The 19778-nt window shown below is 73.4% G+C and carries 14 protein-coding genes and 1 pseudogene; 9 read left to right on the top strand and 6 right to left on the bottom strand.

Annotated elements, in window-relative coordinates:
* The first annotated feature begins 156 nt into the window (after positions 1–156).
* Entirely contained in the window at positions 157–1107 is a 951-nt protein-coding gene (gene yddG, locus ABD981_RS02255; protein WP_240495252.1) for an aromatic amino acid exporter YddG, read from the top strand.
* 15 nt (positions 1108–1122) lie between these two features.
* Here the strand turns inward: yddG and ABD981_RS02260 are convergent, their stop codons facing one another.
* Positions 1123–2901: a B12-binding domain-containing radical SAM protein gene (locus tag ABD981_RS02260; RefSeq protein ID WP_046908180.1), complete on the bottom strand. Its 1779-nt coding sequence runs from the start codon at positions 2899–2901 to the stop codon at positions 1123–1125.
* A 352-nt stretch (positions 2902–3253) separates the two neighbouring features.
* Here ABD981_RS02260 and ABD981_RS02265 point away from each other — a divergent pair, with 352 nt between their 5' ends.
* The 4 genes from ABD981_RS02265 to ABD981_RS02280 all read left to right on the top strand — a co-directional run bounded on the left by ABD981_RS02265 (position 3254) and on the right by ABD981_RS02280 (position 7126).
* Positions 3254–4345: a sugar ABC transporter substrate-binding protein gene (locus tag ABD981_RS02265; RefSeq protein WP_046908179.1), complete on the top strand. Its 1092-nt coding sequence runs from the start codon at positions 3254–3256 to the stop codon at positions 4343–4345.
* A gap of 15 nt (positions 4346–4360) precedes the next feature.
* Entirely contained in the window at positions 4361–5185 is an 825-nt protein-coding gene (locus ABD981_RS02270) for an ATP-binding cassette domain-containing protein (RefSeq protein WP_123954523.1), read from the top strand.
* Positions 5182–6453, top strand: coding sequence for a sugar ABC transporter permease (locus ABD981_RS02275; RefSeq protein ID WP_046908177.1), 1272 nt, complete (start codon positions 5182–5184; stop codon positions 6451–6453). Before ABD981_RS02270 ends, ABD981_RS02275 begins: the two co-directional genes overlap by 4 nt.
* Before the next feature lie 64 nt (positions 6454–6517).
* A complete protein-coding gene (locus tag ABD981_RS02280; protein ID WP_046908176.1) occupies positions 6518–7126 on the top strand; it encodes a GNAT family N-acetyltransferase in 609 nt (202 codons plus the stop codon).
* A gap of 138 nt (positions 7127–7264) precedes the next feature.
* Here ABD981_RS02280 and ABD981_RS02285 read toward each other — a convergent pair.
* A pseudogene (locus ABD981_RS02285) lies at positions 7265–8480 on the bottom strand (S8 family peptidase).
* A gap of 415 nt (positions 8481–8895) precedes the next feature.
* Between ABD981_RS02285 and ABD981_RS02290 the strand changes: the two are divergent.
* The gene (locus tag ABD981_RS02290; protein ID WP_046908174.1) at positions 8896–10041 is read left to right on the top strand and encodes a PP2C family protein-serine/threonine phosphatase; all 1146 of its coding nucleotides are present in this window, start codon (positions 8896–8898) and stop codon (positions 10039–10041) included.
* Between the two features lie 45 nt (positions 10042–10086).
* Here the strand turns inward: ABD981_RS02290 and ABD981_RS02295 are convergent, their stop codons facing one another.
* On the bottom strand, positions 10087–10635 hold the full coding sequence (locus ABD981_RS02295; protein ID WP_046908173.1) for a GNAT family N-acetyltransferase: 549 nt from the start codon (positions 10633–10635) through the stop codon (positions 10087–10089).
* Positions 10636–10921: 286 nt separating this feature from the next.
* Between ABD981_RS02295 and ABD981_RS02300 the strand changes: the two genes are divergently transcribed.
* Complete coding sequence (locus tag ABD981_RS02300; RefSeq protein ID WP_046908172.1) at positions 10922–11293, top strand: hypothetical protein; 372 nt, start codon at positions 10922–10924, stop codon at positions 11291–11293.
* An 80-nt stretch (positions 11294–11373) separates the two neighbouring features.
* Positions 11374–11997 (top strand): DUF998 domain-containing protein, encoded by a 624-nt coding sequence (locus tag ABD981_RS02305; RefSeq protein ID WP_046908171.1) that lies wholly within the window; start codon positions 11374–11376, stop codon positions 11995–11997.
* A 72-nt stretch (positions 11998–12069) separates the two neighbouring features.
* On the opposite strand, the gene ABD981_RS02310 is transcribed toward ABD981_RS02305, so the two are convergent.
* The 3 genes from ABD981_RS02310 to ABD981_RS02320 form a co-directional block, all read right to left on the bottom strand.
* Entirely contained in the window at positions 12070–14868 is a 2799-nt protein-coding gene (locus ABD981_RS02310; RefSeq protein ID WP_046908170.1) for an alpha/beta hydrolase, read from the bottom strand.
* A 238-nt stretch (positions 14869–15106) separates the two neighbouring features.
* Entirely contained in the window at positions 15107–15952 is an 846-nt protein-coding gene (locus tag ABD981_RS02315; RefSeq protein ID WP_046908169.1) for an alkaline phosphatase family protein, read from the bottom strand.
* Between the two features lie 75 nt (positions 15953–16027).
* Positions 16028–18280 carry an alpha-galactosidase gene (locus tag ABD981_RS02320; RefSeq protein ID WP_046908168.1) on the bottom strand — a complete coding sequence of 751 codons (2253 nt, stop codon included), beginning with the start codon at positions 18278–18280 and terminating at the stop codon, positions 16028–16030.
* A 200-nt stretch (positions 18281–18480) separates the two neighbouring features.
* Here ABD981_RS02320 and ABD981_RS02325 point away from each other — a divergent pair, with 200 nt between their 5' ends.
* Entirely contained in the window at positions 18481–19671 is a 1191-nt protein-coding gene (locus ABD981_RS02325) for an ROK family transcriptional regulator (RefSeq protein WP_205628179.1), read from the top strand.
* The last annotated feature ends 107 nt before the right edge of the window (positions 19672–19778 follow it).

Consider the following 19778-nt stretch of genomic DNA (forward strand, 5'->3'; position numbering starts at 1 on the left):
TATGCATGAAGACGCATGGTCATGCAAAGCCCCCTCCGGAAGCCCGCCGTCCGCCCCGCCTGTCCGGAAAGCGGGGGTGCGGGTGGTGCGCCCCCGCACGGCTCCCCGATAGTCGTCGACGGGCAGCAGCGCCGGACCCGACGGACTGGGGAGCACGTGGACGCACAGGACGCGCGAGAGCAGGTCATCACCTCGGGGCCGGAGCCCCACGGCGGCCCCGTCGTCACCCCGGCACGCCGCCTCAGAGCGACCGCGGTCGGCGGCGTGGCCGTGCTGCTGTGGGCGTCGCTCGCCCTCTTCACCACGCTCACCGGGCGGATCCCGCCGTTCCAGCTGACCGCCATGGCCTTCGCCGTCGGCGGGCTCCTCGGGCTGCCGCGGGCCCTGCGCGGCGGTGCCGCGCTCGTGCGCGGGCTGCCCGCCGGGGCCTGGGTGCTCGGGATCGGCGGACTGTTCGGCTACCACTTCTTCTACTTCCTGGCCCTGCGCAACGCCCCGCCCGTCGACGCCGGCCTCATCGCCTATCTGTGGCCGCTGCTCATCGTGGTGTTCTCCGCGCTGCTGCCGGGCGAGCGGCTGCGCTGGTGGCACACGGCCGGCGCGGTGCTGGGCCTCGGCGGCACCTTCCTGCTCGTGACCGGCGGACAGGGCGTCCAGTTCCGCGGCGAGTACCTGCTCGGCTACGTCGCCGCCGCCGTCTGCGCCGTGGTGTGGTCGGTGTACTCGGTCGCGAACCGGCGCTACCCGCAGGTCCCGACGGACGCCGTGGCCTTCTTCTGCCTGGCCACCGCCGCCCTCGCGGCCGCCGCCCACCTGCTCTTCGAGACCACCGTCCGGCCCGAGGGCTGGCAGTGGCTCGCCGTGCTGGCCCTCGGCGTCGGACCGGTCGGCGGCGCCTTCTACGTCTGGGACCACGGCACCAAGCACGGCGACATCCGGCTGCTCGGCACCGTGTCGTACTTCGCCCCGCTGCTGTCCACCGCCCTGCTGGTGGCGACGGGACGGGCCGCGGCGAGCTGGCCCGTCGCCGTCGCCTGTGTGCTGATCACCGGCGGCGCGATGCTCGCCTCGGCCGAGGCCCTGCGCGCCGCGCGCCGCCGGAGATAGGGGACCGACGGCCGGTCAGGCGTCCACCGGCCACGTGCCCCGGCGGACCATTTCGGTCACCTTCTCGGCGCCGTTGGCCCGGACGAGGAGTTCGAGCCGCATCCGCTCGATGTCCTCCGCGCTCCACTGTTCCGTGGCCATCGTCGCCTTCTCGTGCGACCAGCCGTTGTCGTAGTGCCGGACGACGTAGTCCTTCTGGAAGTCCCACATCTTCGTGCCCGGCAGCGGGGTGACGATGAACGGGTTCGCGTACGCCATGCCGTGGCCCATCAGGGTCACCGCGTAGTCGATGGTCTTCTCGATCTGCTCCAGCGACTCGACGTACGGCTCGGCGCCGGGGCGCTCGGGCGGATTGACGAAGCCGAGCATGAATCCGCCGGTGACCTGGATCCCGTACTCGGTGAACATCTCGACGATTTCCCCCGTGGCCTGCTGGAAGGCGTTGAGCCGCGGCTTGCCCGACTGCTCCAGGCTGTCCTCGTTGGCGCTCTCCACCGCCAGGTACACGCTGTAGCAACCGCCGTCCGCCATCGCCCTGATGAGGTCCCGGCAGGTGAGCCCGTCGCGCATCGCCGCGAGCACGTTCCGGAAGTTGGGGTTGCGCCGCTCGGACTCGGCCATCGTGGCGGCGAAGCTCTCGCCCAGGTGCAGCAGCACCAGGTTGAACAGGCTCAGGCCGCCCTCCTCGACCCACGGCAGGTCGTGCTTGCGGAGCAGCTCGAAGACCCGCATCGCGTACAGCGGGTCGTGCAGCAGGTGGTCGTCCTCGATCAGGACCTCCGTCACGCCCCGCTTGGTGATCTCGCCGAGGTGCAGGTCGAACCAGTCGGTGCCGAGCGCCCGCCACGGCCCGTTCACCATCGGGATGTAGCAGAAGTCGCAGCCGACGTTGCAGCCGATCGTCGAGAAGATCTGCGCCCACGAGCCGTGCGCCCGCACCCGCTTGCCCGACGAGTGGTACGCCTGCTCGTACTGGCTCATGTCCAGCAGCCCGAAGTCGGGCAGCGGCATCATGGCGAGCCGCTGGTCGAGCCCCTGCCGCTTCGGCAGGATCCGCATGTAAGGGGAGGACGCCGTCGTCCGCACCACCGCGCCGTCCGCGCGGCGGTACGCGATGCCCGGCACGGCGTCGATGTCGCCGCCCTCCTCGGTCAGCGCCTGCAGCAGGGCGGTGAAGGTCTGGTCGGCCTCGTTGATGACCACGTGGTCGAACGGCGAGTCGGGCACCGAGTAGCGCCAGTCGCCGCTCGGGTGCGCCCCGCCGGTGACCGTGACGATCGACGGGTCGATGTCCTTGACCAGATCGGCGAGGGCGCGGGCGTTGCCCCACTGGACGGTGTAGATGCACTGGACGCCGATCACGTCCGGCTCGTACTCCTCGATGACCGCCCGTAATTGGGCGTCGTCGAGGCCGTAGCGGACCAGGTTGCTGCCGCCGCCGAGGTCGACCAGGTGGCGCTCCTGCTCCCAGCCGGCGAAGGGCGAGTCGACGATCTTCACGTCGAAGCCCGAGAGCCGGGCGTTGGTGGCGATGCGCAGCAGGCCGATCGGGGTGCCGGCCCGCTTCATGACCTCGAAGGTGTCCAGGCCGAGGGCCCGGAAGCTGCTCCGTTCCGGGGAGGGTTCCACGACCCGCGTGTACGAGGGCACGAGGAGCAGGACCCGCGGCGCCTCGCCGCGGGCGCGCCGCCGGGTGCCGGAGACCGACGTGCGCAGAGAGGGGCGGCCCAGGTGCCGCAGCGGCCGGCGCTGCGGGGCGCTGGAGAACGTGACGGTGGGGTTCTCGATGAGCACGGGCGAAGGGGAAACGTTTCGCGACACGAGCGCTCCATCTGTCCGATGCGAATGGACAATGAGCTCAGATCGTGAACCCGCACGGACCGCGCGGGCGCTGTTTCCCCGCTCAATGGCGCGAATGCACACGCCCGCCGCGCAATGCGTCCGGATCCGGCGGAAAGCCCGGTACGCGATGTGACGCCCTCGCCACCCCGGGTGAAACGGAACTCCGGCATCGGATTCGCCCGCCGCCCGGCCGTGAATGGTCGGTGCCCGGGGTTGGGGCTACTGTCGAGGTATAGGCCAGAGGTGCGCCCGCGCCCCCGCGGTCTCGGAGGCGGAATCGCGCGGCGTGCGAAAGGAGCCTCCCATGACCCGAACATTGCGCGCCGCGATAGCCCTGGCGGGGACCGCGGCGCTCTCCCTCGGAGTGGTGTCGACGAGCGGGGCCCTCCAGCCGGGTTCGGCGCAGAGCAAGGCCGAAGAGATCCGCATCGGGCTGCTCCTCCCGGAGAGCAAGACCACGCGGTACGAGAAATTCGACCGGCCGTACATCGAGCAGAAGATCCAGGAGCTGGCGCCGGGCGCCCAGATCGACTATTACAACGCCGCCGAGAGCGCCACCACCCAGCAGCAGCAGGTCAACACCGCGCTCGCCAAGGGCGACAAGGTGCTGATCCTCGACGCGGTGGACGCGAAGTCGATCCAGTCCTCCGTGCAGAAGGCCCATGACGCGGGCGTGAAGGTCGTCGCCTACGACCGCCTCGCGCAGGGTCCGGTCGACGCCTACGTCTCGTACGACAACCGCGAGGTCGGCAGGCTCCAGGGCACGGCCCTGCTGGCCGCCCTGGGCGACAAGGCCAAGAGCGGCGACATCGTGATGCACAACGGGTCGCCGACCGACCCGAACGCGGCCGAGTTCAAGGCCGGTGCGCACTCCGTCCTCGACGGCAAGGTGACGATCGGCAAGGAGTACGACACCCCCAACTGGGACCCGAACAACGCCAACCAGCAGATGTCCGGCGCGATCAGCGCGCTCGGCAAGGACAAGATCGTCGGTGTCTACTCGGCCAACGACGGTCTGGCCGCCGGCATCTCGACCGCCCTCCAGGCGGCCGGCCTGAAGGTGCCGCTGACCGGACAGGACGCCCAACTCGACGCCATCCAGCGGATCCTGCTGGGCACCCAGACCATCACCGTCCAGAAGCCGTACAAGCCGGAGGCGGACATCGCCGCGACCATGGCCGTCGACTTCGCCCAGGGCAAGTCGCTGCCCGCCGACCTCGTCCCCGTCACCAAGACCAGCGGCAGCGGCGAGAAGGTGCCGTCCAACCTGCTCAAGCCGGTCGTCGTGAACAAGGACAACATCAAGGACACGGTCGTCAAGGACGGCATGTACACCGTCCAGGAGATCTGCACCCCGGCCTACGCGGCGGCGTGCAAGCAAGCCGGCCTGACGTAGTCGGAGGCGGTGGAATTGCCGGAAGCACCTGTGCTGGTACTGCGGGGGATCTCCAAGCGGTTCGGCGCGGTCCAGGCCCTGTCGGACTTCGACCTGGAGGTCCACGCCGGTGAGGTCGTCGCCCTGGTCGGCGACAACGGCGCCGGCAAGTCGACCGCCGTCAAGTCGATCGCCGGGGTCAACCCGCCCGACGAGGGCGTCATCGAATGGCAGGGGCGGCCGGTCTCGATCGGCCGTCCCCACGACGCCCAGAACCTCGGGATCGCCACCGTCTACCAGGACCTCGCCCTGTGCGACAACCTCGACGTGGTCGGCAACCTCTTCCTCGGCAGGGAACTGCGCCGCTTCGGGGTGCTCGACGAGGTCCGCATGGAGCAGCGCTCCCGCGAACTGCTCGACACCCTGTCCATCCGCATCCCGAGCGTCCGCATCCCCGTCGCCTCCCTCTCCGGCGGCCAGCGCCAGACCGTGGCGATCGCCCGCTCCCTGATCGGCGATCCCAAGGTCGTCATCCTGGACGAGCCGACCGCCGCGCTCGGCGTGGAGCAGACCGCCGAGGTCCTCGACCTGGTCGAACGGCTCCGCGGCCACGGCCTGGGCACCATCCTCATCAGCCACAACATGGTCGACGTGATGGCCGTCGCCGACCGGATCGCGGTCCTTCGGCTCGGCCGGAACAACGGGTTCTTCGACAAGAACGCCACCACGACCGAAGAGATCATCTCCGCGATCACCGGCGCCAGCGACAGCGCCGTCACCCGCCGCCAGGCCCGTATCCGCGAGGAACGGGAAGCCCGCGGCGAGCGCGGGGGCCCGGGGCGACGGGAGGAGGAGCGATGAAGCGCGCCGGCGACCCCGACGACCGCGACCGCGTCGCCCCCGAGGCGATGCCCGCCGTCGACAGCCGTCTGATCGTCCGCGAGGAGGGACTGCGCGGCTACCTGGGCGAGTTCCGCCGCAAGCTGCGCAGCGGCGAACTCGGCTCGCTGCCCGTCGTGGTGGCCGTCATCATCATCTGGACGGTCTTCGGCAGCCTCAACAGCGCGTTCCTCTCCGCGCAGAACCTCTCCGACCTCAGCCAGCAGATCGTCGGCACCGGCATGATCGCCGTCGGCATCGTCTTCGTCCTGCTGCTCGGCGAGATCGACCTCTCCGTCGGCTCCGTCAGTGGTCTGTGCGCCGCCCTCTTCGCCGTGCTCAACGTCATCAACGGGATGAACCAGTGGCTGGCGCTGCTGGTCGCCCTGGCCGGGGGAGCGGCCGTCGGACTCATCCAGGGATTCTTCTTCGCCAAGGTCGGCGTGCCCGCCTTCGTCGTCACCCTGGCCGGCAACCTCGCCTGGAACGGCCTGATGCTCCAGGTGCTCGGCAGCAGCGGCACGGTCAACATCCCGAGCGAGAGCATCGTCTCCAAGCTCTACTCGACGATCTTCCACAGCCCCGCGGCCGCCTACGTGGCCGCGGGCGTCGGCGTCGGGCTCTTCCTGCTCTCCTCGCTGCTCGACGCCAAGCGCCGCCGGTCGGCCCGGGTGCCGTTCCGGCCGGTCGCCGAGATCGTGCTGCGCACGGTCGTGATCGGGGCCATCGCCTTCGCCGCCGCGTACATCCTCAACCAGTACCAGGGGCTCCCGCTGGCCCTGCTGGTCTTCCTGATCCTGCTGGTGGTCGTGGACTTCGTGCTGCGCCGCACCCGCTACGGGCGGCAGGTCTTCGCGGTCGGCGGGAACATCGAGGGCGCCCGGAGGGCCGGCATCGGCGTGCCGTTCATCCGCATGAGCGTCTTCACGGTCTCCGGCCTGATGGCCGCGGTCGGCGGACTCTTCCTGGCCGGACAGATCCAGTCCGCGAGCCAGACCTCCGGCGGCGGCAACCTGCTCATGAACGTCATCGCCGCCGCGGTCATCGGCGGCACCAGCCTGTTCGGCGGCCGGGGCTCGGTCTGGTCGGCCCTGCTCGGCTCCCTCGTCATCGGCTCGATCCAGTCGGGCATGAACATCATGGGTGTCAGCAACGCCGTCCAGTTCATGATCACCGGCTCGGTGCTGCTCGCCGCCGTGGTCGTCGACTCGCTGTCCCGGCGCAGCCAGAAGGCCGCGGGCCGGGCCTGACGGGACGCGCTCCGGAAGGGGGCCCGCCCCGGAGTTCAAGATCATCGCGTGCAGAATGACCCGTATGACCCTGACGAACACACCCAGGACGGCCACGGTCGACGACGCCGCACTCATCGGCGGCATTCTGACCCGCGCCTTCGACGACGACCCGATGATGCGCTGGTTCTTCCCGGAGGACGCCTCCCGCGCGGCCTCGCTGGGCCGTTACTTCGCCACGATCTTCACCCGGCAGTACGTCCACCACGGCGTGTGCGAGCGCACCGACGCGGCCGTCTCGTTCTGGGTGCCCGCGGCGGCGCAGGAGAAGGCGGTGCCCGACGAGGAGACCATCGAGGAGCTGAAGGGCATCCTCGGCGACCGGGTCGGGCAGTTCGGCGCGGCCGTCGAGACCGCCGCCGCGCACGCGCCCCGGGAGCCGCACTGGTCCCTGTCGCTGATAGGCGCCGACCCGGCCGCGCAGGGGCAGGGCCACGGGTCCGCGCTGCTGCGCTCGGGCCTGGCCCGGGCCGACGCGGAGGGCATGCCGGTTTACCTGGAGTCCTCCAAGGCGTCCAACATCCCGGTCTACGAGCACTTCGGCTTCACCGTCCGCGAGGAGGTGCCGCTGCCCGGTGACGGCCCGATGCTCTGGGGCATGTGGCGCGAGCCGCGCCGCCCGGCCGGCGCGTAGCCGGAACGGCGGGAACGGCGGGAACGGGGAGCGCCCCGGGGCCTCGTGGGCCTCCGGGGCGCTCCCGTACACCGGCTCGGACACGTCGTGCGCGCCGCTGGGGTGACGGGCCGTCGTGCGGCTACCGGGACTGCGGGACTACGGGACGAGCCGCAGCAGGCGGTTCGGGGAGCCGCTGCCCGGGCTGGTCACCTTGTTCGGCGTGGAGCCGTTGATCAGGGCCGTGGCGACCTGCGCCGGGGTGGCGGAGGTGTGGCCGGCGAGGTAGACGGCCCGCGGCACCGGCGACGTGCGGGGTGGCCATCGAGGTGCCGGAGATGGTGTTGGTGGCCGTGTCACCGGTGTTCCAGCCCGCGGTGATCGAGACGCCGGGGGCGAAGAGGTCGAGCACCGAGCCGTAGTTGGACCAGCTCGGCTTGGCGTCCGAGCTGTCGGTGGCGCCGACGGTGAGGGCGGCGGCCACCCGGGCCGGGGACGTGGAGGACGCGTTCGTGCCGGAGTTGCCGGCGGCGACCGCGTAGGTGACGCCGTCCGCGATGGAGGTCTTCACCGCGTTGTCCAGGGCGGTGGAGGCGCCGCCGCCGAGCGAGAGGTTGGCGACGGCCGGCGCGCCCGCGGCGTGGTTCGCGGTGACCCAGTCGATGCCCGCGATGACGCCGGCGGTGGTCCCGGAGCCGTTGTTGTCGAGCACGCGGACGGCCACGATCCTCGCCGCCTTCGCCACGCCGTACGTCTTCCCGGCGATGGTGGTGGCGACGTGCGTGCCGTGCCCGTTGCCGTCCTGCGCGACCGCGTCGCCCTCGACCGCGTCGTAGCCGTTCACGGCGCGCCCGGCGATCTCGGAGTGGCTGATCCGGACGCCCGTGTCGATGACGTACGCGGTGACGCCGCCGCCCGCGCTGTCGGGGTAGGTGTACGTGCCGGAGAGCGGCAGGGCGGCCTGGTCGATGCGGTCCAGGCCCCAGGGGGCGTTGGTCTGCGTGGCGTCGGCGCGGACCACCTGGTTCTGCTCGACGGACGCGACGGCGGGGTCGGCGGCGAGGCGGCGGGCCGCGGCGGCGTCGAGCCGGGCGGTGTAGCCGTTGAGCGCCGAGCCGAAGGTCTTGCCGACCGTGCCGCCGTAACCGGCTATGAGCCCGCGGCCCTTGGCGGAGGCGGCCGCGAACCCGGCGCCCTGCTTGAGGGTGACGATGTAGCTGCCGGGCACCGCGTCGGCCGAACCGGCGGCGAGCACGACGCCCTCGGCCGGGGCGGCCTGGGCGGGGACGGCGGCGAAGGTGCCCAGGAGGGCGGCCGCGGTCGCGGCGGAGACCGTCACGGCGAGGCGGGCCTTGGAGTTCTTGAGAAGTGCCATTACGAGGGAGTCCTCCTCTTGGCGGCGCGCCCTGGGCGGGGCGGCGCGACTGTGGGGGCTGCGTGCGCTCGCACGCATCGCCGGGGACGGGGGGTTCCGTTCCCGGCGTGAGCAGCAGCCTGGCCGCGCTTCGGGGTGTGGCTCAAGGGAGTTGGGGTCTTGTCATGCATCCGCCATGCCGCCGCAATCGAACTCGCGATGAACGCGGATCAACCGGACAGCGAAAGGTCGAAGCCCGGCCAATGGCCTGATCCGGAGGCGGCGGGGACCGCCGGGCCTCCGTCGGCAACCCGGGCCGGGCTCCGGGCCGGGCTCCGGGCCGGGCGGGAGGGACGGGCGACAGGGCGCGGGCGCATGCCGCGCCGTGGGTCCCGGCAAACGGGACATACCCCATCACCTGATGTATGCCTTTCACATGGATCCCCACCGGCAGGCCTCCGCCGTCCCCCGCCTCACCCGGCGCGGCGGCCGGCTGTTGCTCGCCGTCCCCTTCGTGATCATCGCGGTCATCACGGTCGTGGACGTCCTGTCGCCGCCCGACGTGCACCTGGGGCCGTTCCTGATCGCCGCCCCCGCCGTGACGGCCTCGTTCGCGGGAGCGCGGATGACCGCCTTCGTGGGCGCCGTCGCGGTGCTCGCCCAGTCCGTCGTGGCCGTCGCGCGGACCAGCCTCACGGACCTCAACCACACGTACCAGATCATCGCGCTGGTCCTGATCTCGGTCATCGCGACCTTCTTCGCCCACCTGCGCGAGCGGGACGAGAACCGGGTCCGGCGGCTCCGCTCCATCGCTCACGCCGCACAGAGCGTCGTCCTGCGCCCGCTGCCGCACCGGGCCGGACCGCTGCACATCGCCTCGGTCTACCTCGCGGCGGAGGAGGAGGCCCAGATGGGCGGCGACCTCTACGCGGCGGCCCGCACCGCGAACGGGACGCGGCTGCTCATCGGGGACGCCCGGGGCAAGGGCCTCGACGCGATCGGCGAGGCCTCCCTGGTCCTCGGCGCCTTCCGGGTCACCGCCCGCCGCGAGCGGGAACTGCCCGACCTGATCGGACACCTGGAGGCGGGCGTCGGCTCGGCCGAGGTCACCGAGGGCGAACCGGGCACGGGAGCCGGCGCCGAGGCGGCCGACGACACCGCGGACGAGGCCTTCGTCACCGCGCTGGTCCTCGACATCCCCGACCGGGAACCGGTCGTACGGCTCGTCAACTGCGGGCACCCGCCGCCGCTGCTCCTGCGACAGGGCCGGGTGATCCCCCTCGACACCGCCGACGCGAGCCCGCCGCTCGGCCTGTCCGACGTCCTCGCGCCGGCCGTCACCGTGGAGACCTTCCCCTTCGACGTCGGCGACGTGCTGCTGCTCTACACCGACGGGGTCGTCGAGGCCCGCGACAGCTCCCGCGCCTTCTACCCGCTGACGGAACGTCTGAAGGCCTGGACCGGGGACGACCCGCCGACCCTGCTCGGCCGGCTGCGCGCCGACCTCCAGGCGTACGCGGGCGGCCACCTCGGCGACGACGCGGCGCTCGTCGCCGTCGAACGGCTCGCCCCCGAGCCGTAGGCCGTGTCCGGAACTCCCGCCCGACCGAGTGCCGAGTCGTACGGCTCAGACCTCGGGAAGCGAGGGGTGGGGCGTCCACGGCTCCGGCGCGCTGACGGCCCAGCGCTCGTGGTCCCGCCAGCCCCCGTCGATGTAGAGATAGCCGGGCGACATCCCCTCGTAGCGGAAGCCGAGCCGCCGCACCAGTGCCAGGGACGGCTCGTTGCCGGGCTGGATGTTGGCCTCCAGCCGGTGCAGCCGCAGGTCGGTGAAGGCGTGCTCCAGGGTGAGGGCGATGCCCTCCGTCATGTACCCCCGCCCCGCGGACGGGGCGAAGGCCGCGTAGCCGAGGGACGCGCCCTGGTAGCGGCCCCGGATGATCGAGTTGATGTTCACCATCCCGGCGGCCGCACCGGTCTCCCGCACCCGGACGAGGAAACCCCGGTTCGCGTCGTCGTCGAAGCGGCGCATCCACACGCGGAAGTCCTCCGCGGTGCCGGGCAGCTGCATCCAGGGCCCGTGCAGCTCGGCGCTGGCCCGCACGAGGGCGCAGAACTCGTCCTGGTCGGAGAGGGTGAGCGGGTGAAGGGCGACCCGTGGCGGAAAGTTGACCATGGACCAACGTTAGGCGACCGCCCCCTGCTGAAGCGCCGCCCCGTACCCCCGCGACCGGGCCACCCTCCCCGGGTTCCCCCACCGACTCCACGAGGGCGAGCGCCGGACGCCTCGGCAGACGCGGCACGCGACAGCGCGAACCGGGCGCCGTCGGCGGGGACGGCGGGGACGGCCGGGACGCCGGACGGCGCCTGACACCCCGTGAGGCGTACGGCCTGCGGGCCCGCCCCACCCGTCACGGCCGGGCGGCGCAACCGCGGACGGTCCGCCGGCGTCCCTGCCGGGTATGAGCGAGCAACCGACGTCCGACGACCGCACGACCGCCGAGAGCGCCGGCGGCTGCCTCCTCGCCGCCTCGGGAGCGCTCGCCGGGCTGCTCTACTGGGCGCCGCGCGCCGCCTTCAGCATCGACGGCGGGTTCGAGGGGCACGCCCGCGACCTGACCGTCGTCTTCGTCGACCTCCCGCTCATCCTCCTCGGTGCCACCGTGCTGCCGCTCGTCGCCTGGCTGCTGACGCTCCGCCGGACCCGGAGCGCCCGCAGAGCCTGGCCGGCCGCCCTCGCCGCCCTGCTCGCCCTCGGCCTCTTCCTGTTCGGCGTGGACGTCTGCTGGGAGCCCCGGCAGCTGCCCGACCCCGGGTACCGCGGCGGGATCTGAGCGGCGCGTTCGGGCCCACCTGGCCCTTCGGGGCGCGGCGGAGGAACGTCCGGGCCCGTCGGCGTGGTTACGGTGGGCCGATGCGACGCGTTCCCCGGTGGGCCCTGATCTCCTCGGGGTGCGCCCCGGTCCTCCTCATCGGCGGCTGGACGGTCGCGGGAATCCTGGAGGGCCCGGGCTACGACCCCGTCACCCAGACCATCAGCGTCCTCGCCGCGTACGGAGCACCCGGGGCCTGGGTGATGACCGGCGCGCTCCTCGGCCTCGGCGTCTGCCACCTGTTCACCGCCTGGGGACTGCGGACCGCCGCGCCCGCCGGACGGATCGCGCTGGCCGCCGGCGGCGTGACGGCGCTCGTCGTGGCGATGCTCCCGGCGCCCAGCAGCGGGGGATCGCTGCGGCACGGCTCGGTCGCCGCCGTCGGCTTCGCCTGCCTGGCCGTCTGGCCGGTGCTGGCCGCCGAGCGCGCGGGGCCGGCGCCCTGGGGCCTGCGGCCGACGCCCGCCGTCGCCGTGACCGCGCTCATGGGGCTCGGGGCGGGCTGGTTCCTCGTCGACATGCAGCGGCAGGGCGGCGCCGTCGGCGTCGCCGAACGGCTGGTCACCTGTGTGCAGTCGGTCTGGCCGCTGGTGGTCGTGGTCTCCTGCCTGCTCCACGCGAAAGGCGGACACCGACCCCCGAGGGAGTCGATGTCCGCCTCGTGATCAGCCGACGCCGGAGGGCGTCGGATCACACCGCGTCGTATGACACCGCGTCGGCTTCACGCGCCGTCGGCTTCACGCCGCGTCCCGCACCGTGCCCGTGACCTCGGGGCCCAGGACCGGATCCCAGTTCTCGTCGTAGGTCGTCAGGCGGCCCCGCAGCGACTCGGCCGGCTCGGCGAGCGTGTCCTTGACGGTGGGCACCCGCACCTCGGCCGTCGTCTTCCCGGCCGGGATGTTCACGGACAGGTACAGCCCGCTGCCCTCGTTCGCCTGGGACAGCGCCACCGGCGGGTCCGGCACGTGGCCGAGCTGCTCCTCCAGCCAGGCCCGGTCGACGTCGGCCGTGGACAGCTCGGCGCCGCCGGTGACCGGCTCCAGGACGATGGCGCCCATGATGTCGACGTCGGCGGGCTCCGAGAGGTTCACCCGCCAGGTCAGCGCGGCGCCCTCGGTCACGTCGGCCGCGACGGGCGTCAGGGTGACCTTGGGCATGGGGTCGTCGTTCTTGGCGGTCACGCCGCCGCGGTGGGAGCCGACCACGGTGCCGCGCACGGCCTTCACGAAGGCGTCCTGCGACAGGTCGTAGCCGAAGCGGGTGTTGCCCTTCACCTGCACCGAGACGTCGATGTCCTGACGTCCGGGGCGCACCGTCACCAGACGGGAGGCGATCTGGTCGCTGCCCGGCTTGGGGACGAACAGCCGGACCTGGCCGCTGCCCTGTCCGGTGACCCGCACCGGCACCCGGTACGTGCGGACGCCCGAGTTGCCCTCCTTGACCGTCAGACGGCCGATGTCGACCCGCGCGAGCGGGGCCGGGCGGACCGCGGCGGTGCCGGGGCGCCAGCCCCACGCGTCCATCAGCCAGGCGCGGCCGTTGCGGCTGCGCGGGGTGAGCTCGAGCGCGGTGATCCGCTTCAGGTCCAGCCGGGCCCGGGTCGCGGCGGTCAGCGGCACGCGGATCTCGCGGGCCCAGGAGGAGGCGGTCCGGGGGCTGCCCGGCATGCCGTCGACCGTGGTGCGGCCCAGGACCGCCCGCTTGCCGGTGGCGTCGGTCACGGCGATGTCCAGCTGGGTGCCGGTGCTGTTCGGCGGCGCGAACAGGCGCAGCGCCAGGGACTGCGAGCCGGCCAGCGAGACCGGTCGCTTCGCGCGCACCGCGACGGGCGTGCCCGGGTTGGTCCAGCGCAGCGCGACGGCGTCACGGCCGGGTTCGGGCGCGGCCTCCCAGTACGCGAAGTGCGGCGAGCCGCCCTCCTCGGGGGGCAGGCAGGAACGGGCCGGGTTCGGGTCGACCTGGGCGCAGAGGCGGCCGCCGGCACCGGAGACGGTGACCGAGGGGCCCGGCAGGAAGGCCTGGGTGCGCTGCCCGCCGACGGCGTGGGTGACGACCTGCGCCGGGCCGGCCGAGGGGGCGCGCCGGCCGGTGCCGTCGAGCAGCGGCCGGACCCGGTCGTCGCCGCCGACGAACAGGCGGGCGGCGGCCGCGATGTAGCTGGCGCCCGCGGTCTGCTGCTGCGCGGCGGTCAGCCGGGTGCGCGTGCCGGGGGAGCAGAGCGGGTCGGTGCCGTCCTCCGACGAGAAGTCGTCGAAGGCGGGGGCCTTCGCCTGGCCCGGGGTCCACTCGCTGTTGAAGTAGTTGTGGTTCGCGCCGACCATGTAGACCGAGCTGTGCAGGGCGGCGCCCTGGCTCACGCCGCGGGTGCCGTCGGTGTAGATCTGGCCCTGGAGGTCGGACACGTCGCCGTCGCAGCCCGGCAGGATCGTCGCGGAGGGCACGTCGGGGGCCGGGTTCTGGCCGAAGATCGTGGGCCCGATCAGGACGTTGCCGCGGATCTTCCACCGTACGGGGCCGCGGTAGCCGTCCTGGCCGGCGGGGGCCGGGTAGAGGCTGTCCATCGCCGCCCGGTTGACGCCCTCGCCGCCACGGGAGTGGCCGACGAGCAGCACGCGGTCGAGGTCCGCGGGACCCGTGGCGCGGACGGCCGCCGGGGCGGAGGCCCGGTTGGCGGCCCAGCCGGCCCAGCGGGCGAGGTGCTGGCGGACGAGCGAGGAGCGGGCCTGGGCGCCGGCGTCCTCGGCCTGCCAGTCCTGCCCGTTGATGCCGTTGGCGGAGATGGACACCGTCACGAAGCCCTGGGACGCGAGGAGCTTCTGGGCGTTCAGGTACCCCAGGTGGCTGGGGATCTGCTTGGTGCCGGGGGCGCACGGCCAGTCGCCGGTGACGTCCTCGGTGCCGGGCTTGTAGCAGGTGCCGTGGCGGCCGTGCAGGAACAGGGCCACCGGCCGCTTGCCGGGCGCGTTGGTCGGGCCGACGACGACGGCCTGCATCTCGACGGGCTTGGGGAAGCCGGGCAGCGCGACGGAGTTCAGCGTGTACTCGCCGCTGCTGGTCCGGTACGGCCCGGCCTTGCCGGGGTCGACCGGGTTCGCGGGCAGCTGGGCCTGCGGCCGCGCGGCAGGGGCGGACGGGCGGTTGTGGGCCGAGCGGGCGGGCGCGGCGGCGTCGAGCCGCCGGCCGCCGGCCGTCACCCTCAGGTCGGTGTTCTCGTCGATCCTCAGGTCGCCGAGGGGCAGCCGGAAGGTCCGGCCGTCCTTCTGGGGCTCCGGCAGGCCGAGCAGCCGGTCCCCGACGCGGAACTCGACCCGGGCGTCGCCCATGCGGACGGGCTCGGACGAGGTCCACACCAGGTGGCCGTCGGCGCCGGTCCCGGATATCCGCCAGCCCTCGGGCAGGCCGTCGCCCCCGGCTCGGCTGCCCGGGGACGCCGTCGGCGATCCGGGGGTCGGCTGCGCGAACGCCGGCAGGGGCGACGCAGCCGCTATCGCGACCAGCGCCACGGCGGTGGTCACGCCGCGTGTGACACGTATCAAAGCGGTCTTCCTCACGATCGGTCTCGTGAGGGCACCTGCGGTGTCCCGGTCTCCCGGCATCCCCCGTACCTGGTGCCCCCCCTCGTCCCCGGAGGACGAGGGGAGGGAGCTGTGGGTTGCCTCAAGACGGCGTCAAAAACCGGCCAGATCAAGGAAAAGAGTTCCGGTGCGGCACCGACGGGCGGACTCGGGCGGACTCGGGCGGCGGAGAAGGGGCGGCGCGGGGGTGGTGAGGGGTTCAGACCGCGAAGGCGCGGCCGTCCAGGGTCCAGTGGGGGTCCGGCGCGATCCCGAGGGCCGTGTAGACGTGCGCGGCGACGTCCGCGTGGTGCAGCGGTCCCGCCGGGGCCTGCCCGGGCGGCAGGCCGGGGCCGCACGCCGCGATCCACGCCGTACGCTCCAGCTCGCTGCGCCCGCCGTGGCCGCCCTCCTCCCGGTGGCCGTGGTCGGTCACCACGATGACCGTCCACTCCTCGCCCGCGCGTTCGCGCCGTCCGTGTACGGCGTCGAGGACGCGGCCGAGCCGCCGGTCCGCGGCCTCGACCGCGGCCCGGTACTCCGTGCCGCAGCCGACGAAGTGGGCCGTCTCGTCGACGGCGCCGAGGTACACGAAGCCGGCGTGGAACTCCTCGTCGAGGCACAGCAGGTGCTCCGCCTCAGCGGTGACCCGCTCGTCGGTCTCCTCCCACGCCTCGGGGGTGTCCTCGGCCGGGGCGACGTATCCGAGCCGGGTGGGCGCGACGAACAGCGGGCCGCCCTGCCGGGCGAGGAAGAGGGGCTCCCAGCCGCCGACGGCGAAGGTCCGGCGCCCGCAGTCGGCGGCGAGCCGGGTCGTGAAGTCGGGGAAGACGTCGAGGCGGTTGCCGTCGAGGCGGTTGCCCCAGACGCCGTGCTTGGTGACGCCGACGCCGGTGACGATCGTCGTCCAGCAGGGGCCCGACATCGTGGGGGTGCCGGCGTCCACCTCGACGGGCGCGAGGAAGCCCGCGCGGGCGATGCCGTCGAGGTGCGGGGTGTCCAGCTCGGGCAGCAGGTCGAGGCGTACGCCGTCGATGCCGATCACCAGAACGCGGGAGGTCTCCATGGGGGTTCCAAGTGGTCGTGTGCGGGCGGGGTGCGGGCGCGGGACCGTCGGCGGTGCCGTCCGGCCGCGCCGGGGTCAGGAAGGGGTCACGCGGCGCAGCCGGATCAGCCGGCTCGCGTGGTCCCCGGCCGGGAGCCGCAGGTCGAGGCCCCGGTGGACCAGGACGGCCCCGCTGTGCACCTCGTCCAGGTCCGGGTCCAGATAGTGGGCCGCGGGGTCGAGCGCGGGCAGCCGTACCGGTGCCGCGGCGTGGCCGTAGCGGGTCGTGGGGCGCCAGGCCAGGACCACGTGGTCGCCGCCGTCGGGGGCCGCGTAGTGGACGGCGGTGACGGCGCTCGCGGCGATAGCGGCGCCGACCGGACCGGCCGGGCCGAGGCGGTGCTGGATCCCGTGCTGGACGAGCGGGCGGACGCTCTTGTACTGCGCCACGAACCGGGCGGCCTCCGCCAGCTCCTCCTCCGTCCACTCGGTCAGGTTCCCGCCGATGCCCAGGGCCCCGGCCATGGCGACGTGGAAGCGGAAGCGCAGCGGGGTGCGCCGGCCGGTGGTGGTGTTGGGGCTGTCGGTGACCCAGGAGGCCATGGCCTGGGCGGGGTAGAGCCGGCTGAAGCCGTCCTGGATGCCGATCCGGTCGACCGGATCGGTGTTGTCGGAGACCCAGACCTGGTCCGTACGGGCGAGGATGCCGAGGTCGGCCCGCCCGCCGCCGCCCGCGCACGCCTCGATCCGCAGTCCGGGATGGGCGGCCCGCAGCCGGTCCATGATCCGGTAGACGGCCCGGGTGTGGTCGATCCAGAGGCGGTCGGGGTCGGGGTGGCCGGCCCAGCCGGCTTCCGTGAAGGCCCGGTTGGCATCCCACTTGAGCCAGTCGACCCGGTTCTCGCGCACGAGCCCGTCCAGGGTCCGCCAGGCCCAGTCCGCCACCTCGGGGCGGGCGAAGTTGAGCACCAGCTGGTTGCGGAGTTCGGTCGCGTCCAGCTCGGGGGAGTGCAGGACCCAGTCCGGGTGCGCGCGGTAGAGCTCGCTGTCGCGGTTGACCATCTCCGGCTCCACCCAGAGCCCGAAGTCCATGCCGAGCCGGTGCACTTCGTCGGCGAGCGGCCCCAGTCCCCCGGGGAAGGCCTCGGGGCGCGGGGTCCAGTCGCCGAGCCCGGCCCCGTCGTCGCGGCGGGCGCCGAACCAGCCGTCGTCCAGCACGAACAGCTCGGCGCCGAGCCCGGCGGCCAGCCGGGCCAGCCGCATCTGCCCGTCCTGGTCGACGTCGAAGCCCGTGGCCTCCCAGGAGTTGTAGAGGACCGGCCGGTCCCGCCCGGGCTCCGGCAGGACGTGCCGCCGGACGTACGCGTGCCAGCCGCGACTGGCGGCGCCGAAGCCGTCCGGGGTGTACAGGCCGGCGTACACGGGCGTGCGCAGCGTCTCGCCCGGACGCAGCGTCCAGCCGAGCCCCTCGTGGCCGAAGCCCCCGGTCCAGGTGGTGCGGCCGACCGGGTCGCGGTGGACCGTGACGCGCCAGCTGCCGCTCCAGGCCAGGGCGGTGCTCCACACCTCGCCCCGCTCCTCGGTCGCGGTCCCGTCGTCCAGCGCCAGCCAGGGGTTGGCGTGGTGGCCGGTGAGCCCGCGGCGGCTGGTCAGCACGGTCTCGGCGACCGGGAGGCGGTCGCCGCGGAGCTGGAACTCGCTGTTCCAGCCGCCCACCAGATGGCTGAGCCGGTAGTCGGCCAGCGCGGGCGCGGTCCAGGAGGCGGAGTCGAGCCGTTCGACGGTGACGGGCAGTGCCGGGCCGGTGTCGCGGCCGGAGCCGGAGCCGGAGCCGGAGACGGAGCCGGAGACGGAGACGGACGCGGAGCCGGGTTCGGAGCCGGGTTCGGAGTCGGTGGCTGCTTCCGGTGCGGTGTGGGTGAGTTCCGTCCAGCGCTCGACGACGTCGCTGTCCGGGCGGACCCGGTAGCAGAGCTCGGCGCGCAGCGGGCGGCGCCGGTCGTCGAGGCGCAGCCGCAGTTCGCCGCCGTCGACGGTGGCCCCGGCGAAGCGCCACTGGACGCCCCGGGTGCCGTCGCCGAAGCGGACCTGGAGGCCGGCCGGTCCGAACCGGGCACCGCTCTGGGGCGCGAGCTCGTCGGCGGCGGCGTCGGCCTCGAAGCTGCTCGCGGCGGGCGAGGCGGGCTCGGGGAGCCGCGCGAGGACGGCGTCGTCCAGCGGCCGGCCCCAGTACAGGTGCCGTGGGCTGCCGTCGGAGCCGATCCGCACCACGTACCGGGTGTGCGGCGTGCGCAGGATCGCGAGGCCGAGAGCGGCGTCGAACGTGACGGGCGGGAGCGTGTCGAGCACGGGTGGGATCCCCTGACGTGCGGAGAGGTACGGGGCGTGGGGCCGGCGCGGCGCGGGGTGAACGCGCCCTCGGCGAGGGGTGAACGCGCCTTCGGCCAGGGCCCCTTGGCGGAGGGCACGGAGGCGGCCACGAGCGTAGGGCGGCGTCTGACGAGAAATCAATACTGGAAGAAGTTATTTATTTGCTCTACGTTTCACCCGTGTTTCGACATCACTCCCGGCCTCTGGTCAGTGCACCCGCCGAAACCGCGGTCCTCGCCCTCCTGTTGGCGGAAGGACCGCTCAGCAGGGTGGAGCTGGCCCGACGCACCGGACTCTCCTCGACGGCCGTCACCAAGGCGGCCCGGCCGCTCATCGACGACGGCTACCTGTACGAACTCCCGCCGGAGCGCACCGCCCCCGGCGCGGGACGGCCCGTCAATCCGCTGGCGGTGGCTCCCGACCGGGAGTTCTTCGTCGGCGTCAAGGTCAGCCCCGACCACCTCTTCGGCGCGGTCTGCGACCTGAGGGCCGGCATCCGCGTCACGGCGAGCCTGCCGCTGACCGACTGCCGGCCGGACACCGTCACCGCCGTGTTCACCGAGCTGATCGACGAACTCCTGGGCTGCGAACCGGAGTTCCGAGACCGGACCCGGCACGTCGGGGTCGCCGTCTCGGGCGACGTCGACCGCGACAGCGGGCTGGTGCGCCACTCCGGCCTGCTCGGCTGGAGCGACGTCCCGCTCGCCGGACTGCTCACCGACGCCACCGGCCTCGCGGTGACCGTGGAGAACGACGTGCGGGCCCTGACCGTCGCCGAGCACTGGTTCGGCGAGGGCATCGGCACCGGCTACTTCGCGCTGGTCACCATCGGCGCCGGCATCGGCTCCGCCCTGGTCGTCAACGGGGAGCTGCTCCGCGGCGCCTACGGCGTCTCCGGCGAGGTCGGCCACATCTGCGTCGACCAGGCCGGACCGCGCTGCCGCTGCGGCGCGCACGGCTGCGTGGAGGCCCTGGCCTCCACCGACGCGATCCTGCGCGTGGTCCGGGAGGCCACCGGGCGGACGGAGCTCACCTTCGAGCAGGTCGTCGAGCTGGCCCGTGACGGCGAACCGGCGGCCCGCGAGGCCTTCGCCCGGGCCGGCCGTGCCATCGGCGTCGGCATCGCCACGCTGGTCAACCTGGTCGGCCCGGAGCGCGTGGTCGTCAGTGGCGAAGGCCTCGCCGCCTACGACCTGTTCGGCCGCCACATCAAGGACGCGTTCGCCGCCCACGCCTTCGGCGCGGCCTCCCGCTGCCCGCTGCTGCTCCGCCCGCTCCCCTGGGAGGAGTGGTCCCGCGGCGCCGCCGCCGTGGCCATCCAGGCCCTGTTCCCGCAGTACGCGGCCACCGCCGCGACCGGCTCCGGCTGAACCGCCGGACCTCACCACGGCCCGCGTGCGGCCCACACCGTTCGCGCGCGGCCGTGCCCGTACGGACTCCCTGGCCAGTGCCCTCCACTGCCGGCAAGCACTGTCGA

Origin of the sequence: Streptomyces showdoensis (assembly GCF_039535475.1) — a bacterium.
Taxonomy (GTDB): domain Bacteria; phylum Actinomycetota; class Actinomycetes; order Streptomycetales; family Streptomycetaceae; genus Streptomyces; species Streptomyces showdoensis.

Coding starts and splice junctions, on each gene's coding strand:
- ABD981_RS02280 (WP_046908176.1), top strand. CDS start 6,518: ATGACCCTGACGAACACACCCAGGACGGCCACGGTCGACGACGCCGCA.
- ABD981_RS02275 (WP_046908177.1), top strand. CDS start 5,182: ATGAAGCGCGCCGGCGACCCCGACGACCGCGACCGCGTCGCCCCCGAG.
- ABD981_RS02290 (WP_046908174.1), top strand. CDS start 8,896: ATGGATCCCCACCGGCAGGCCTCCGCCGTCCCCCGCCTCACCCGGCGC.
- ABD981_RS02315 (WP_046908169.1), bottom strand. CDS start 15,952: ATGGAGACCTCCCGCGTTCTGGTGATCGGCATCGACGGCGTACGCCTC.
- ABD981_RS02295 (WP_046908173.1), bottom strand. CDS start 10,635: ATGGTCAACTTTCCGCCACGGGTCGCCCTTCACCCGCTCACCCTCTCC.
- ABD981_RS02265 (WP_046908179.1), top strand. CDS start 3,254: ATGACCCGAACATTGCGCGCCGCGATAGCCCTGGCGGGGACCGCGGCG.
- ABD981_RS02300 (WP_046908172.1), top strand. CDS start 10,922: ATGAGCGAGCAACCGACGTCCGACGACCGCACGACCGCCGAGAGCGCC.
- ABD981_RS02305 (WP_046908171.1), top strand. CDS start 11,374: ATGCGACGCGTTCCCCGGTGGGCCCTGATCTCCTCGGGGTGCGCCCCG.